11 protein-coding genes are annotated in these 13,243 nt (G+C 68.5%); 5 read left to right on the top strand and 6 right to left on the bottom strand.

Annotation, left to right across the window (positions count from 1 at the left end):
• Positions 1 to 21 precede the first annotated feature (21 nt).
• Genes cysN through TBR22_RS12035 form a run of 4 tightly spaced genes read right to left on the bottom strand, consistent with a single transcriptional unit; the run spans position 22 to position 5,208 of the window.
• Entirely contained in the window at positions 22 to 1,926 is a 1,905-nt protein-coding gene (gene cysN, locus TBR22_RS12050; RefSeq protein WP_239493235.1) for a sulfate adenylyltransferase subunit CysN, read from the bottom strand.
• Positions 1,926 to 2,921: a sulfate adenylyltransferase subunit CysD gene (gene cysD, locus TBR22_RS12045; protein ID WP_255665379.1), complete on the bottom strand. Its 996-nt coding sequence runs from the start codon at positions 2,919 to 2,921 to the stop codon at positions 1,926 to 1,928. Before cysD ends, cysN begins: the two co-directional genes overlap by 1 nt.
• A complete protein-coding gene (locus TBR22_RS12040; RefSeq protein ID WP_239493233.1) occupies positions 2,858 to 3,838 on the bottom strand; it encodes a glycosyltransferase in 981 nt (326 codons plus the stop codon). Before TBR22_RS12040 ends, cysD begins: the two co-directional genes overlap by 64 nt.
• 35 nt (positions 3,839 to 3,873) lie before the next feature.
• Complete coding sequence (locus TBR22_RS12035) at positions 3,874 to 5,208, bottom strand: nucleotide sugar dehydrogenase (RefSeq protein WP_239493232.1); 1,335 nt, start codon at positions 5,206 to 5,208, stop codon at positions 3,874 to 3,876.
• Positions 5,209 to 5,495: 287 nt separating this feature from the next.
• Between TBR22_RS12035 and TBR22_RS12030 the strand changes: the two genes are divergently transcribed.
• Both TBR22_RS12030 and TBR22_RS12025 read left to right on the top strand, forming a co-directional pair.
• The gene (locus TBR22_RS12030; protein ID WP_239493231.1) at positions 5,496 to 6,551 is read left to right on the top strand and encodes a phosphotransferase; all 1,056 of its coding nucleotides are present in this window, start codon (positions 5,496 to 5,498) and stop codon (positions 6,549 to 6,551) included.
• A gap of 129 nt (positions 6,552 to 6,680) precedes the next feature.
• Positions 6,681 to 7,988 (top strand): O-antigen ligase, encoded by a 1,308-nt coding sequence (locus TBR22_RS12025; RefSeq protein WP_239493230.1) that lies wholly within the window; start codon positions 6,681 to 6,683, stop codon positions 7,986 to 7,988.
• A 33-nt stretch (positions 7,989 to 8,021) separates the two neighbouring features.
• Here the strand turns inward: TBR22_RS12025 and TBR22_RS12020 are convergent, their stop codons facing one another.
• Both TBR22_RS12020 and TBR22_RS12015 read right to left on the bottom strand, forming a co-directional pair.
• Positions 8,022 to 9,110, bottom strand: coding sequence for a polysaccharide deacetylase family protein (locus TBR22_RS12020; protein WP_239493229.1), 1,089 nt, complete (start codon positions 9,108 to 9,110; stop codon positions 8,022 to 8,024).
• A gap of 6 nt (positions 9,111 to 9,116) precedes the next feature.
• On the bottom strand, positions 9,117 to 9,986 hold the full coding sequence (locus tag TBR22_RS12015; RefSeq protein WP_239493228.1) for a sulfotransferase: 870 nt from the start codon (positions 9,984 to 9,986) through the stop codon (positions 9,117 to 9,119).
• A gap of 123 nt (positions 9,987 to 10,109) precedes the next feature.
• Between TBR22_RS12015 and TBR22_RS12010 the strand changes: the two genes are divergently transcribed.
• The 3 genes from TBR22_RS12010 (at position 10,110) to TBR22_RS12000 (ending at position 13,041) form a co-directional block, all read left to right on the top strand.
• A complete protein-coding gene (locus TBR22_RS12010) occupies positions 10,110 to 11,033 on the top strand; it encodes a sulfotransferase (RefSeq protein ID WP_239493227.1) in 924 nt (307 codons plus the stop codon).
• Positions 11,014 to 11,964, top strand: coding sequence for a sulfotransferase (locus TBR22_RS12005; RefSeq protein ID WP_239493226.1), 951 nt, complete (start codon positions 11,014 to 11,016; stop codon positions 11,962 to 11,964). The genes TBR22_RS12010 and TBR22_RS12005 overlap by 20 nt, the downstream gene beginning before the upstream one ends.
• An 81-nt stretch (positions 11,965 to 12,045) precedes the next feature.
• A complete protein-coding gene (locus tag TBR22_RS12000) occupies positions 12,046 to 13,041 on the top strand; it encodes a sulfotransferase (RefSeq protein WP_239493225.1) in 996 nt (331 codons plus the stop codon).
• Positions 13,042 to 13,243: the final 202 nt, after the last annotated feature.

Genomic DNA, 13,243 nt, shown 5'->3' with positions numbered 1-13,243 from the left:
TCCCCTCCGGGGCCACGGGCGCTAGCCGTGGAGTCGACCTCGCGCTGCCAGTTCGGCGACCACGGCCTCGGCCGCCGCCTCGGGGGTCAAGGCCACCCCGTCGATGACGATCTCGGCGTGCTCGGGCGGCTCGTACGGCGAATCGATGCCCGTGAAGTGCTCGATCTGCCCGGCGCGGGCCTTGCGATAGAGTCCCTTGGAATCGCGCTGCTCGGCGACTTCGAGCGGCGTGTTGACGTAGACCTCCAGGAACTCGCCCTCCGCCATCCGGTCGCGCGCCAGCTGTCGTTCCGAGCGGAACGGCGAGATGAACGACACGAGGACGATCAGCCCCGCATCGGTCATCAGCCTGGCCACTTCGGCGACGCGCCTGATGTTCTCCACGCGGTCGGTGTCGGTGAACCCGAGGTCGCGATTGAGGCCATGCCGCACGTTGTCGCCGTCGAGCATGATGGTGTGGCGCCCGATGGCGTGCAGGCGCTTCTCGACGAGGTTGGCGATCGTCGACTTGCCGGCGCCAGAGAGGCCCGTGAACCACACGACGCAGGCCTTCTGGCCCTTCTGCCGGGCCCTCGCCTCGCGGTCGATCTCGAGCGCCTGCCAGTGCACGTTCTCGGCGCGCCGCAGCGCGAAGTGCATCAGGCCCGCGCCGACGGTGTCGTTGTTCAGCTTGTCGATGAACACGAACCCGCCGGTGTCGCGGTTCTCCGCGTACGGGTCGAACGCAATCGGCCGGTCGGTGCTCAGGTTGCACACGGCGATCTCGTTCAACTCGAGCTGCTTGCCCGGCTCGTGGACCAGCGTGTTGACGTTGACCTTGTACTTCAGCTCCGTGATGGTGCCCGTCACGGTGCTCGAGCCGATCTTCATCAGGTACGGACGCCCCGGGAGCATGGGCTCCTCGTGCATCCAGATCAACGTCACCTGGAACTGGTCGGCGACCGGTGGCGGCGCCGTCGCCGCGGCCAGCACGTCGCCCCGGCTCACGTCGATCTCGTCGGCCAGCGTGATGGTGATCGACTGCCCGGCCACCGCCTGCTCGAGGTCGCCGTCGTGGGTCACGATCCGCGCCACGGTGCTCTGCTTGCCGGAAGGCGACACGCGCAGCACGTCGCCCGGCCGCACGACGCCGGAGGCGATCTGGCCGGTGAAGCCGCGGAAGTCCTGGTTGGGCCGGTTGACCCACTGGACCGGCAGCCGGAACGGGGCCTTCTGCAGGTCCTCCTCCACCTCCACCGTCTCCAGGTGCGGCATCAGCGCCGGCCCCGTGTACCACGGCGTGTTCGGTGAAAGCTGGGTGATGTTGTCGCCCTCGAGCGCCGAAAGCGGGATCGGGACGATCTGGCGGAAGCCGAGTTGCTTGGAGAACTCCAGGTAGTCGGCGACGATGGCGTCGAACACGCCCTGGTCGTAGCCGACGGCGTCCATCTTGTTGACGGCGAGCACCACTTCCCGGATGCCGAGCAGCGACGTGATGAAGCTGTGGCGGCGCGTCTGCGTCAACACGCCCTTGCGCGCGTCGATCAGGATCACGGCCAGCGACGCCGTGGAGGCGCCGGTGACCATGTTCCGGGTGTACTGCTCGTGGCCCGGCGTGTCGGCGACGATGAACTTGCGACGATCGGTCGAGAAGAACCGGTAGGCGACGTCGATGGTGATGCCCTGCTCGCGCTCGGCGGCGAGGCCGTCGACCAGCAGCGCCAGGTCGATGCGATCGCCCTGGGTGCCGACCTTCTTGGAGTCGCGCTCCACGGCCGCGAGCTGATCCTCGAAGATCATCTGCGAGTCGTAGAGCAGGCGGCCGATCAACGTGCTCTTGCCGTCGTCGACGCTCCCGCAGGTGATGAAGCGCAGGAGGCTCTTGTGCTGGTGGGCGAGCAGGTAGGCGTCGATGTCCTGCGCGATGAGTTCGGACTTGTGGGCCATCAGAAGTAGCCCTCCTGCTTCTTCTTCTCCATCGAGGCGGCGGCGTCGTGGTCGATGACGCGGCCCTGGCGCTCTGAGGTCGTGGTGAGCAGCATCTCCTGGATGATCTCCGGCAAGGTGGCGGCCTCGCTCTCGATGCCGCCGGTGAGCGGGTAACAGCCCAGCGTGCGGAACCGGACCTTCTTCATCATCGGCACCTCGCCGGGATGCAGCGGCATGCGATCGTCGTCGACCATGATCAGCGTGCCGTCACGCTCCACGACGGGGCGCTCCTTGGCGAAGTAGAGGTCGGGCAGCGGGATGTTCTCGAGGTGGATGTACTGCCAGATGTCGAGCTCGGTCCAGTTCGACATCGGGAACACCCGGACGCTCTCGCCCTTCTGCTTGCGGGCGTTGTAGAGGCGCCACAGCTCCGGACGCTGGCGCTTGGGATCCCAGCGATGCTGCGCCGACCGGAACGAGAACACGCGCTCCTTGGCGCGCGACTTCTCCTCGTCGCGGCGCGCGCCGCCGAGCGCCATGTCGAACTTGTACATGTCGAGCGCCTGGCGCAGGGCCTGCGTCTTCATGACGTCGGTGTGGACCTGCGAGCCGGCCGAGAACGGGTTGATGCCGCGGGCGAGCCCTTCCTGGTTGGTGTGCACCAGCAGCTTGCACCCGAGGTTGGCCGTGTGTTCGTCGCGGAACCGGATCATCTCCCGGAACTTCCACTTCGTGTCGATGTGGAGCAACGGGAACGGCGGTGGGGCCGGGTAGAAGGCCTTCATCGCCACGTGGAGCATCGCGGCGCTGTCCTTGCCGACCGAGTAGAGCATCACCGGGTTCTCGGCCTCGGCGACGACCTCCCGCATGATGTGGATGCTTTCGGCTTCGAGCCGCTGCAGGTGCGTGAGCGTGGACATGGAAGTGTATGCGTCCGCCTTCGTGGTGGTTAACTGCCGTGATCGGCCCGGACGCCCAGCCGATCCAGGATCGCCTGGCGGGTGCTCGCCCAGGCCTCGAGTTTCCGCGCGCGCAACCGCTGCGCGCCGGCGCGAAACGCCGCCAGGTTGCCCTGCACCTCCCCGATGGCCGCGGCGATGGCCTCCGGGGTGTTGTCGACGTGGCACGCGCCTTCAGCGAAGAACTCCCGCAGGATCGGCCAGTCGGACACGATGACCGGCGTGCCCTGGTAGATCGCCTCGTACGCCCCCCGCAACATCGTGTGATCACGGGTCGTCAGCGTCATCACCACGTCGGCGCCGGTCAGCAACCCACCGAACGCCTCGGTAGTGACGAATCCGGTGAGCGTGACGTTGGCGGGCACGCGCGCCTTGAGGTCCGCCGACAGGTGCTTCGGGTTGCCCGTCATGAAGAACCGCACGTCCGGCAGCAGCGCCGCCGCCTGCAGCATCTCCGCGATGGGCTCGTCGTAGTTGAACGAGCACACCGCCACGACGGTGAAGGCCGCCGGCCGGGCGAACGGATCGATGGCCGGATAGACCACCGGCACGTCGGGCACCAGCGTGGCATGGGCGCCTGCCTCGCGCACGAGATCGGCGATGTGGGCGTTGTGCACCAGCGTCGTCGCCGCGCGACGGCAGAGCAACCGCTGCAGCCACTGCAGGTGGCGCCACCGCGGATGCATGAACGCGGCGGAGTGGGCGTCGAGGACGACCCGCGCGCCACGTCGCCAGGCATACAGGAACGCCGGCAGTGACGCAAACAGCGGCGGCGTCATCACGAACACCGCTTCGGGCCGCTCTCGTCGGAGCACCGCGGCCGTCTCGCGCCACTGCCCGAGATACTTCAGCAGGATGGTCGAGGCCCGGCTGCCGTATTCGGGGCGATAGATCATGAACGACCGGCCGCCGAGTTCGCGCGCCGTGTGATCGCTGCGGCTGCACGACTCCGCCCAGGACACGTAGGTCACGCGTCCCCCGCTCGCCCCAACCGCCCCGGAGTCCGTCATGCGCCCGAAGCGGCCACCATCGACGCGGAGGCGGATGCCCACGGGCGCAGTGCCCCGGCCAGTTCCGGGACGCCCACCAGATCGATCACCGTCCGACCGGCGGCGGCCGCCTGCAGCGTTGCGCCGTCGACGACCTTCTTGCCAACCACGATGATCTCGGCGTCGGCAATGGCCTCGTCGATCGTCGCCGCGGCCAGTTGGGCCACGTGCGGCAGGTGGTCTTCGATGTAGGCACGATTGCGGCCGAACACGCTGGTCAGTTCGACGTCCGGATCGAAGATGCGCAGCGGGACGCCCTTGCCGATCAGTGCCTCGGCCAGGCGAACGAACGGGCTCTCGCGCAGGTCGTCGCTGCCGTTCTTGAAGCTGAGCCCGAGCAGAGCGACCTTGCGCTTGCGCTTCTCGAGGATCGCATCGACCACTCGCTTGATGTGCGCGTCGTTGCTGGGAATGACGCTGTCGAGCAGGGGCGTGTGCAGGTCCCGGTCCTTGGCCACGTAGACCAGGGCGCGCAGGTCCTTCGGCAGGCACGAGCCGCCGAACCCGAAGCCCGGCCGCAGGTACTTCGGGGAGATGTTGAGGTCGTGGTCCTCACAGAAGATGCGCATCACCGTGTGGCCGTCGGCGCCGAGTTGCGAACACACCGCCCCGATCTCGTTGGCAAACGCCACCTTGATCGCGTGGTAGTTGTTGCTGGCGTACTTGACCATCGACGCTTCGTCGGGCCGGACGCGATGCACCGGAGCCCCGAGGTGAGCGTAGGCCTGCAACAGCACCTCACCCGCTTTCGGATGCGTCTCGCCGACGATCGTGAACGGCGGCTGCTCGAAGTCGGCCAGCGCGCTGCCCTCGCGAAGGAACTCGGGATTGACGCACACCCCGACCTCCTCCGGCACGCGACGTCCACTCGACTCCTGCAGGATCGGCACGAGGTGGCCTTCGACGACACCGGGCAGCACCGTACTCCGCACGGCGACCACATGGTAGGCAGATTGCCCCGCCAGCGCCTTGCCGATCTGCGCCATCACCCGCTCGAGATACGTGGTGTCGAGGCTGCCGTTGGGACGGCTCGGCGTCGCCACGCACACGAGGGACAGGTCGGAGGCCTGCACGGCCGCCGTCGCGTCGTCGGTGACCGACACGCGGTCCTCGGCGATCATCCGCCCAAGCAACTCGTCCAGGCCCGGCTCGCTGACCGGGGCCCTGCCGCTGCGGAGCAACGCGAGCTTGTTCGGGTCGAGGTCCACCCCGATCACGCGATGACCGGCAGCGGCCAGACAAGCCGCCGACACCGAACCGACGTATCCGAGGCCAAAGATGGCAATGTTCATGCAGGCTCCCACAGGCGACCACCGGCAACCGCGCGCCGACGCATCCCGACCGTCCGGAGACGGCTCACGGGACTCGGCATCGGTCGCCTCCCGATTGTGCCATGAGACTCACCGTCGAGCCGGACCGCTCCAACGGTCGCTGGACGAGTCACTGGTACACTCTGGCCGATCACTGCTGTACTCCTGACCGATGAGCGCACCATTCGTGAACCACCAATCGGCAATCCGGCTCGAAAGCACAGAAGGCCAGGCACGCCGGGCGCCAGGCCTCCGCGACTGAAGTCGGCATGCAGCCCCTAGCGCCCGGCGCGCCCGCGCCTGCCGTGTTCGCGCCCGTCCTGGACCGCCTCCGCACAGAAACGCCCGCCTTGTTCGGTGACGACGCGCGGCTGGTGCCCGTCGCGTACGAGGCGCGGCCCTTCTCGCACATCCTCCGTCTCGGACTTCATCGGGGGGCGCTCGACCACCCGTCGTCCTACTGCTTCCTGAAGATCTTCAAGCCCAAGCCGGTACCCGACGGCGAGGTGTTGATGCGGCAGCGTGTGGTGCACGACTTCGAGACCACCCGGCGAATCCATCAGGCGCTCTCGGCCGTCCCTGGCTGCGGGGCCGTCCGGCCGATCGTCTGCTATCCGGATCTGCTGGCCAGCATGACCGAAGAGGCGAGCGGCCAGACGCTACTGGCCGTGCTGGAGTCCGAGGCTGCCTGGTTCCCGGGCGTCGAGCGGTTGGCAGCCATGCGCGAGACGATGGCACGGACGGGGCGCTGGCTTCGCGCCTTCCAGACCATCGACCCCGGCGACGATCACGCCACGGTCGGCGAACTCCGCGACTACATCGACATCCGACTGACGCGCCTGGTCGAGGCCGGCAGCCGCATCGTGACCGGCCAGCGCCGCCATGCCCTGCTCCGCCGCATCGAAGAGCTCGGAGCCCGCCTCCCCCCCTCCGCGCTCCGCCGGGTGCCCATCCACGCCGACCTGGCTCCGGGAAACGTCCTCGTCGATGGCGACCGCATCGTGGTCCTCGATTTCGCCATGGCCTCGCGAGGGACGACGATGCACGATCTGGCCCGCCTCTATGTCCAGACGGACTTGCTGCGGGCCAAGCCGCAGTTCCGCAGGACCATCGTGGAAGCCCTCCTGCAGGCTCTGCTCGAAGGGTTCGCGCCGGGGCTCACCAATGCCGACCCGCTGTTCCGGCTGCTCTCGCTCCAGCACCGGATCAACCACCTCGGCACCCTGACCCTGCAACAGGCGCGCTTCCCGACCAACCTGTACAACCGGCGCTTGCGCGGTTTCCACGCGCGCTGGCTCGAGCGCGAACTGCAGATCGGCGCCTGATCGCCGATTGGTCGCACAGTACAATGCGGTCCCGGAGCCACGCCACGGCGTGGGTGGCGCACCCCGGAGAGAGCCCGTGCCCCAGCGATCCCCCCTGCCCCCGTTTGCGACCCCTGCGGAGCCCCTCGCGTGAGCGCCACCGCGGCCCTGTGGTTCCTGATCCTCGGCCTCACGGGCCTCATGTCCATCGCGCGTCCGACGTGGGCCATCGCGTTGTACATGGCGACCTTCTTCGCCGCCCCACAGAACTGGTGGTGGGGGGACGAGGTGCCGAACCTCCGTTACGCGCTGGTGGCCGGCTTCGTCCTCATCGTCACGGTGGTACTCAACAGGCCCCAGCCCCGCGAGGGACACCGATTCACGTTTTCGCACGCCGCAGCCCTGTTGATGACCGTCAACGCGACGTTCGTCCACTTCTTCCTGGCGCCCAAGCCGGCCATCAGCGTCGGCAACTACTCGGAACTGCTCAAGTACGTCCTGCTCGTGTTCCTGATGTGGCAGGCGATCCGCGACAAGCGCGACCTCCGCCTCGCGATCATGGCGATCGCTTTCGGCGCCGCCTACATCGGCTACGAGGTCACGATCAACGACCGGGGCTATTTCTCGGGCGGCCGACTCGAGGGCGTCGGCGCGCCTGGCGCCGATTCGGCCAACAGCCTGGCCTGCCTCCTCCTCACGACACTGCCGCTCACCGGCAGCCTGTTCGTCGACAGCCGCCTCTTCCACAAGCTGACGGTCCTGTTCTCGGCGCCGCTGTCGCTCAACGTCGTGCTGCTGTGCAACAGTCGCGGAGGCTTCCTCGGACTGATCGGCGCCGCGGCGTCGTTCCCGCTCCTCGCGCGCGGTGCGAGCCGCAAGCGCGCCCTCCAGACGCTGGCGCTCGGAAGCATCGCCCTCTTCTTCCTGCTCGGCAACCCGAAGATCTTCGACCGGTTCATGACGACGTTCGTCGGGTCCGAAGACCGTGACCAGTCAGCCGCCAGTCGCCTCGAATTCTGGGGCGCCGGCCTCGCGATGCTGCAGGATTACCCGTTGGGTGCAGGCGGTGGTGCCTTCAAGTACGTGCTGGGCGGCCGGTACCTGCGCGATGTCGGCGTGGAGGAAGATCGGTCGCTCCACAACGGATACCTCACCGAGGCCACGAGTTGGGGCGTGCAGGGCCTGGCCCTCCACCTGACGATGATTCTGGGGGCCGCGGTGCTGGCCTACCGAACCAGCAACAAGGCGCGCCTCGCCGGGAACCCCGACGGCGCGTTGACGGGTGTGTGCTTCGTGGTCGCCACCGCTGGCTACCTGATCCACTGCATGTTCGGGTCGTTCCTCGGCAACGAGTGGGGATTCTGGCTGGTGGCGTTGCTGTTGCGCTACTCGGAGCTCTACGACCCGGCCGTGGAAGCCCTCGCCTCGGCCCCGCCCGACCAGGCGATCGCGGCCTAGGACCTTCGAGGCCAGCGCGCAACCCGAACGGCTTCAGTAGAGCTGGGGTTGTTCCTTGTACCGCAGCCGCTTCTCGGACGCCTCGAAGCGCGTGCCTGGCCGCTGGAGCGCGTGGCCCAACCACCGAAGGCCACTCAGGCCGACCTCGAACTCGAGGTCGGTCATCGCCTCGCCCGTCAGGTAGCGGCGCAGAGCCAGCACCGGGGTCTGCGGGTAGTTGGGCCCGTTCCGGGTCGTGACGGCGCTGCGGACGCCCTCGGCGCGCAGGTCGGGCCACACGTCCTTGTCCCAGAGGCCAAGGGGGTAGCAGAAGTCGGTCACGGTCCGTCTGGTGAGCCGTTCGAGGACGGCCCGATTGCGCCGGACCTCCTCACGGACGACCTCACGGTTCTCGACGACGTTCCGGTGCGAGTGCGTGTGCAACTGGACGTCGAATCCCTGGGCCACCACGTCGCGAACTTCAGCGGCATTCAACCGATCCCAGTAGCGCGCCCGGATCTTCTCGTCCATGTCGACGCGGAGGGCCGCGGCGGCCGTTCGACAGTAGGTCCAGCGTGCCTCGCTGTCGAGGCAGCGCGCGTAGAAGGCCGACAGGACGTCACTGACGACACGCTCCCGCGCTGGCAAGGAGGTCAGGTCACAGGTGGCCGCCGGGTCGTGCGGCAGCCCCGTTGCCGTCGGTCCGGGCGCGTGCAGCACCATGTCGCGCAGCAACAGGTTGAACATCGGGTCGGCGGTCTCGATGTCGTTGGACACGGTGTAGACCGTGGCCGGCGCACCGTACTTCTTCAGGAGTGGAATGGCCGCGCCGAGGAAGTTGTAGAAGCCATCGTCGAACGTGAGCACGACCTGCCTGGGACCGATCCGTCCGGCCGCGTGCTGGGCGAGCGCCTCCTCGAGGGACACGATCCGGTACTGGCGCGCGAGGAAGGCCAGGCGCCGCTCGAACGTCGCCGGCGAGATGAACAGGGTCGGGAAGCGCCGGTGTTCGTCGGCCAGGCTGACCCCGTGGAAGCCGATCACGTTGAAGCCGTGCCGGGTCGCCACGCGCGCGGCCGCCACCAGGCCCGTGGCCCGGCTCGCCTGCAAGAGCACCTGCTTGACTGCCTGCTTGTCGGCCATCGGTGGTCACGCCCGTCCGGCGGATGACGCCTGCGCCAGGTACCGGCGCTCGATGGCGGTGTGCAATTGGTTGCACGCCGCCACCACCTCGGCAGGCACGTCGTCGAGCGTCGCGCGTCGGACCGATCGGTCGTGGATGCCGGCCAGATACGACTCGCGGCACGGTTGGCCGACAAAGTCGAAGACCCGGGGAAAGTGTGCGGCTGGGGCGCTCGACAGGTCCTCGTAGCGCACCACGAGCACGCGGGGGTGGTCGAAGAGGCCGAGATCGAGCACCAATCGGCTCCGAAGGTACCAGAGGATGGCGTTGGCGTGCTGCAGGGAGAGGCCGGGACGGTAGAGGGCGCGCGCCTCGGCCATCGCCTCGGCAGTCACGCCACCGCGACGCCAGTCGTCGTCGGGCAGCGTGCCGTCCATCAGCCCGCTGACGGCGACCCCGCCGCTGTCCCACTTGATCGAGGCGGAGCGAATCGTGTCCTCGGGGCGCCTGAAGATCCAGAGGACGCGCGAGGTCGGGAAGCGCGCGAGCAACTCCTGCGCCCGATGCGACTCGCTGAGCGGCTTGATCACGAGGACGGGAAACTGGCACGCCGCGAACAGGCGATCGAGCTCGGCGTCTGGCTGCAGGCGCCCATTCCGGAAGTAGGGCCGGGCTCCTTCGCGGTAGGTCAGGATGCCGGGGGCGCTCTCCAGGGCCACCAGAGGCACGCGCGTCCCGGAGCGCTGCGCGCCCATGATGAAGACAACGCGCGTGTCGGGCGCCCCGCCCTGCGTCAGGTTGAGCAGTCGGCGCCGGGCTTCCTTGGCGACGCGCCGGCTCTTGCGGACGAGGCGCTCAGGCAGGCTTTCGGCGGGGGCGTGGGATTCTCGCGACATTCGGCAGTCGAGACGGCCCGACGCCGACGGCACGTCGTGCGGAGCATTGGAGCGGTCGGGCCGGTTTGAGTATAGTCGCAGCGCTGACGTGCGCGCGCGCCCGTGGCCCGGCCCATCGACTTCATGCCTACTGACGCCACACCGGTCGTGTACATCGCGGGCTGCGGCCACAGCGGTTCCACCCTGCTCGCCTTGCTGCTCGACAGCCATCCCGAAATCGCCTGTGTCGGCGAGACGGCGGTCAAGCCCAAGATCCGGCGGCGGGGCGACAGCGCTTCCGCCACCTGCTCCTGCGGCCGCACCATCGGCGAGTGTCCGTTCTGGACGGCGGTCTTCGCGCAGGCCCGGGTGCTCGGCGAGGACCTCGGCCCCGAGCGGTGGGCCAATGACTACCGCTTCGAACAGCCGTTGGCGCAACGGGCGCTCAATCGCCTCTGCAACACGACGCGCGGCCGCGACCTGGTCCGGTGGGCCGCCGACCACGTACCCGGGTACCGCGGCCGTGTCGCCGCCATCGACACGGCCAACGTCGCCTTCATCAGGGCCATCCTGCACGCGCAGGGGGCCCGCGTGTTTGCCGACACCTCCAAGCGGACCCCACGCCTGGTCCACATGCTGCGCGTGCCTGAGCTCGACATGAAGCTGCTCCACCTCGTGCGCGACGTGCGGGGGTACGCCGCGTCGGCCAAGAAGCGTGGCATGTCGCCGGTCGATGCCGCTCGCACCTGGTACCGGGACCAGACGACGATTGCCGATGTGGCGCGCGCCTACCCTCAGGTCCCGTTCCACCGCGTCCGATACGAGGAGATGTGCGCCGACCCGGTCACGACCCTCCGGAACGTGTACGCGTTCTGCGGGGTCTCGCGCATCGACCCGCCGACCGCTGTCGATGCAACGGCGCACCACGTCCTGGGCAACAACATGCGCATGGGCGGAGCCATCCGCGTCCGCGTCGACGACAGCTGGAAGACCCGCCTCGACGCCGAGGAACTGCGGCAGGTCCTGGCCATCGCCGGTAGCCTGAATCGTGAGCTCGGGTTCGGCTGATCCGGCGGGCCCGGCCACGCGCCTGCCCGTCGTCTATGTCGTGGGGTCGAGCCACAGCGGCTCGACACTGCTCGCGCTGCTGGCGAGCCGGCACCCCGAGATGGCCAGCGTCGGCGAGGCGCACGTCAAGCCTTCCATTCGGCGCGAGGGCCGGGCGGCCGAGCAGCGCTGTTCCTGCGGCGAGACCATCGCCGCCTGCCCGTTCTGGAAGGCCGTGTTCGCGCGTGTCGCCCGTGCCGGCCTGGTGCTCGACGCCCGACACTGGGGAAACGACTACCGCTTCGAATCTCCCCTGCTGGACCGGCTGTTCACGAGAGAGACCTCCTCCATCCCGTTGCGGCGGCTTCGCCGATGGGCCTCGCGCCACCTCCCGATCCATCGCGCGCGCATGCGACGGGTCGATGCCGTCAACGTGGCGTTCCTGCAGGCGATCCTCGACGAGTCGGGCGGCCGCGTGGTGCTGGACTGCACCAAGCTGCCGACGCGCCTGACGCACCTGCTCGAGGTGCCGGAGATCGACGTCCGCGTGGTGTGGCTCACCCGCGATCCCCGGGGCGTGGCCTATTCGGCCCGGCGACGAGGTGAAGCCTTCGACGCCGCCGCGACCGTCTGGAGCCATGACCAGGCGGCGGCGGCCCATCTGCTGGCACCCCTGCCGGCCGACCGCCGCCTGCACTTGCGGTACGAGGACCTGTGCGTCGATCCGTTGGGCTCGCTCGGGCGCCTCTGGTCTTTTGCGGGTCTGGCGCCGATTGCACCATTGCCTGAGGTGGAGCCCGCCAGCCAGCACGTGCTGGGCAACCGGATGCGCATCACGGCTCGCCTGGAACTTCGTCAGGACGAGGCGTGGCGGAACGGGCTCACGACGGCGGAACAGGAACGCGTGCTCGCCATCACCGCACCCTGGGCCGCAAGGCTGGGGTATGGGTGATGCTGTAATAGGGCTCGCCCGGCAGCAGCCGGGCCGGGCGCCGCCACGACCGGCTCGCCAGAGAGACGAGGCACAGACAGGATGTCGCAGACGCCAACCGAAGGACGCACGCACGCTCCGCTGCTGATCATGGGGAGTCCGCGCTCCGGGACCACCTTCCTGTCGCAGATGGTCAACCGGTTCCTCGACATCCACATCTGCCGCGACAACGGGACGCTGCTCCGCTTCCACCGGAACCTGGCGCATTACCAGCCGCTGAGTGACGACGCCAATCTCCGGCGGCTGATCGCGCACCTGTTCGCCGACCGGTACTTCACCGAGCGACTGCGGCACCGTGGCATGTCGCTGAGCGAAGAGGAGCTGTTCGCGCGCGTGCCGCGCCGTACCTACGGCGGCGTCATCGAGGCCGTGTTCTCGGCGACCGCCGCCACGCACGGCAAGAGCAACTGGGGCTACAAGCGGGCGTCGTTCGCGCGCGTCACGGGCCACCAGATCGATGACCTGTTCCCGTCGGCGCGGTTCGTCCACTGCATCCGCGATGCCCGGGACGTGGTCCTGTCGATGCGCACGTCGACGGACCTCCTGCTCGAACGCAGCTGGCATTTCGGCGCTGTGGACTGGGTGTCACACCTGACGACCGGCCGCCAGCTCGGCGCCAGGCTCGGGCCGTCCCGCTACATGGAAGTCCGCTACGAGCAGTTCATGGCGACACCGGCCAAGGTGCTCACCGACATCATCGACTTCACCGGCGGCGACGCCGGGGCCGAGCGCCTCGATCGGATCTCGTCCGAGATCGGGGCGCTGCTCAAGGCCGACAACACGGAGAAGTGGCGGAAGAAGGTTCCACCCGACGCCATCCGCACGATCGAGCGCGTGGCCGGGGCCCTGCTGGCGGATCTGGGCTATCCGGTCATCAACCCGGGCGTGGTCGGACAGCCGGTTGGACTCGGTGAGCACCTGGCCCTGCACGCGGACCGCATCGCCAGCAACCTGTTCCGCACCCAGTTCGGCGTCATGGCCCGCTACCGTTGGGAAGTCGTGAAAGGCCACGCGCGCGCACGCCTCGGACGTCGTTGACCGACGTGGTACCCGGCACAACATCGGCAGTTTTGTAATCTCAGCGGCAAAATGGAAGCCGGCGCAGCCGCGCGCGCCGGCCCCGAAGTGGCGTCGCACCGGCCAAAACATCCCATCCGGTGTCGTAATCGCTACACGGGCGGCTCGCTTCATCGGCCGCCCTCACCTTTTCGTCGCCGGCGCCTTGGTCCCTTCTTTGCAA

Source organism: Luteitalea sp. TBR-22 (genome assembly GCF_016865485.1).
Classification (GTDB): Bacteria; Acidobacteriota; Vicinamibacteria; order Vicinamibacterales; family Vicinamibacteraceae; genus Luteitalea.
Note: the sequence above shows the minus strand (reverse complement) of the source record. Positions and strands in the feature narration are given on the sequence as shown.

Excerpts from the sequence above, each read along its gene's own strand:
- cysN (WP_239493235.1), bottom strand. The coding sequence starts at position 1,926 with ATGGCCCACAAGTCCGAACTCATCGCGCAGGACATCGACGCCTACCTG.
- TBR22_RS12035 (WP_239493232.1), bottom strand. The coding sequence starts at position 5,208 with ATGAACATTGCCATCTTTGGCCTCGGATACGTCGGTTCGGTGTCGGCG.
- TBR22_RS12030 (WP_239493231.1), top strand. The coding sequence starts at position 5,496 with ATGCAGCCCCTAGCGCCCGGCGCGCCCGCGCCTGCCGTGTTCGCGCCC.
- TBR22_RS12020 (WP_239493229.1), bottom strand. The coding sequence starts at position 9,110 with ATGGCCGACAAGCAGGCAGTCAAGCAGGTGCTCTTGCAGGCGAGCCGG.
- TBR22_RS12015 (WP_239493228.1), bottom strand. The coding sequence starts at position 9,986 with ATGTCGCGAGAATCCCACGCCCCCGCCGAAAGCCTGCCTGAGCGCCTC.
- TBR22_RS12010 (WP_239493227.1), top strand. The coding sequence starts at position 10,110 with ATGCCTACTGACGCCACACCGGTCGTGTACATCGCGGGCTGCGGCCAC.
- TBR22_RS12000 (WP_239493225.1), top strand. The coding sequence starts at position 12,046 with ATGTCGCAGACGCCAACCGAAGGACGCACGCACGCTCCGCTGCTGATC.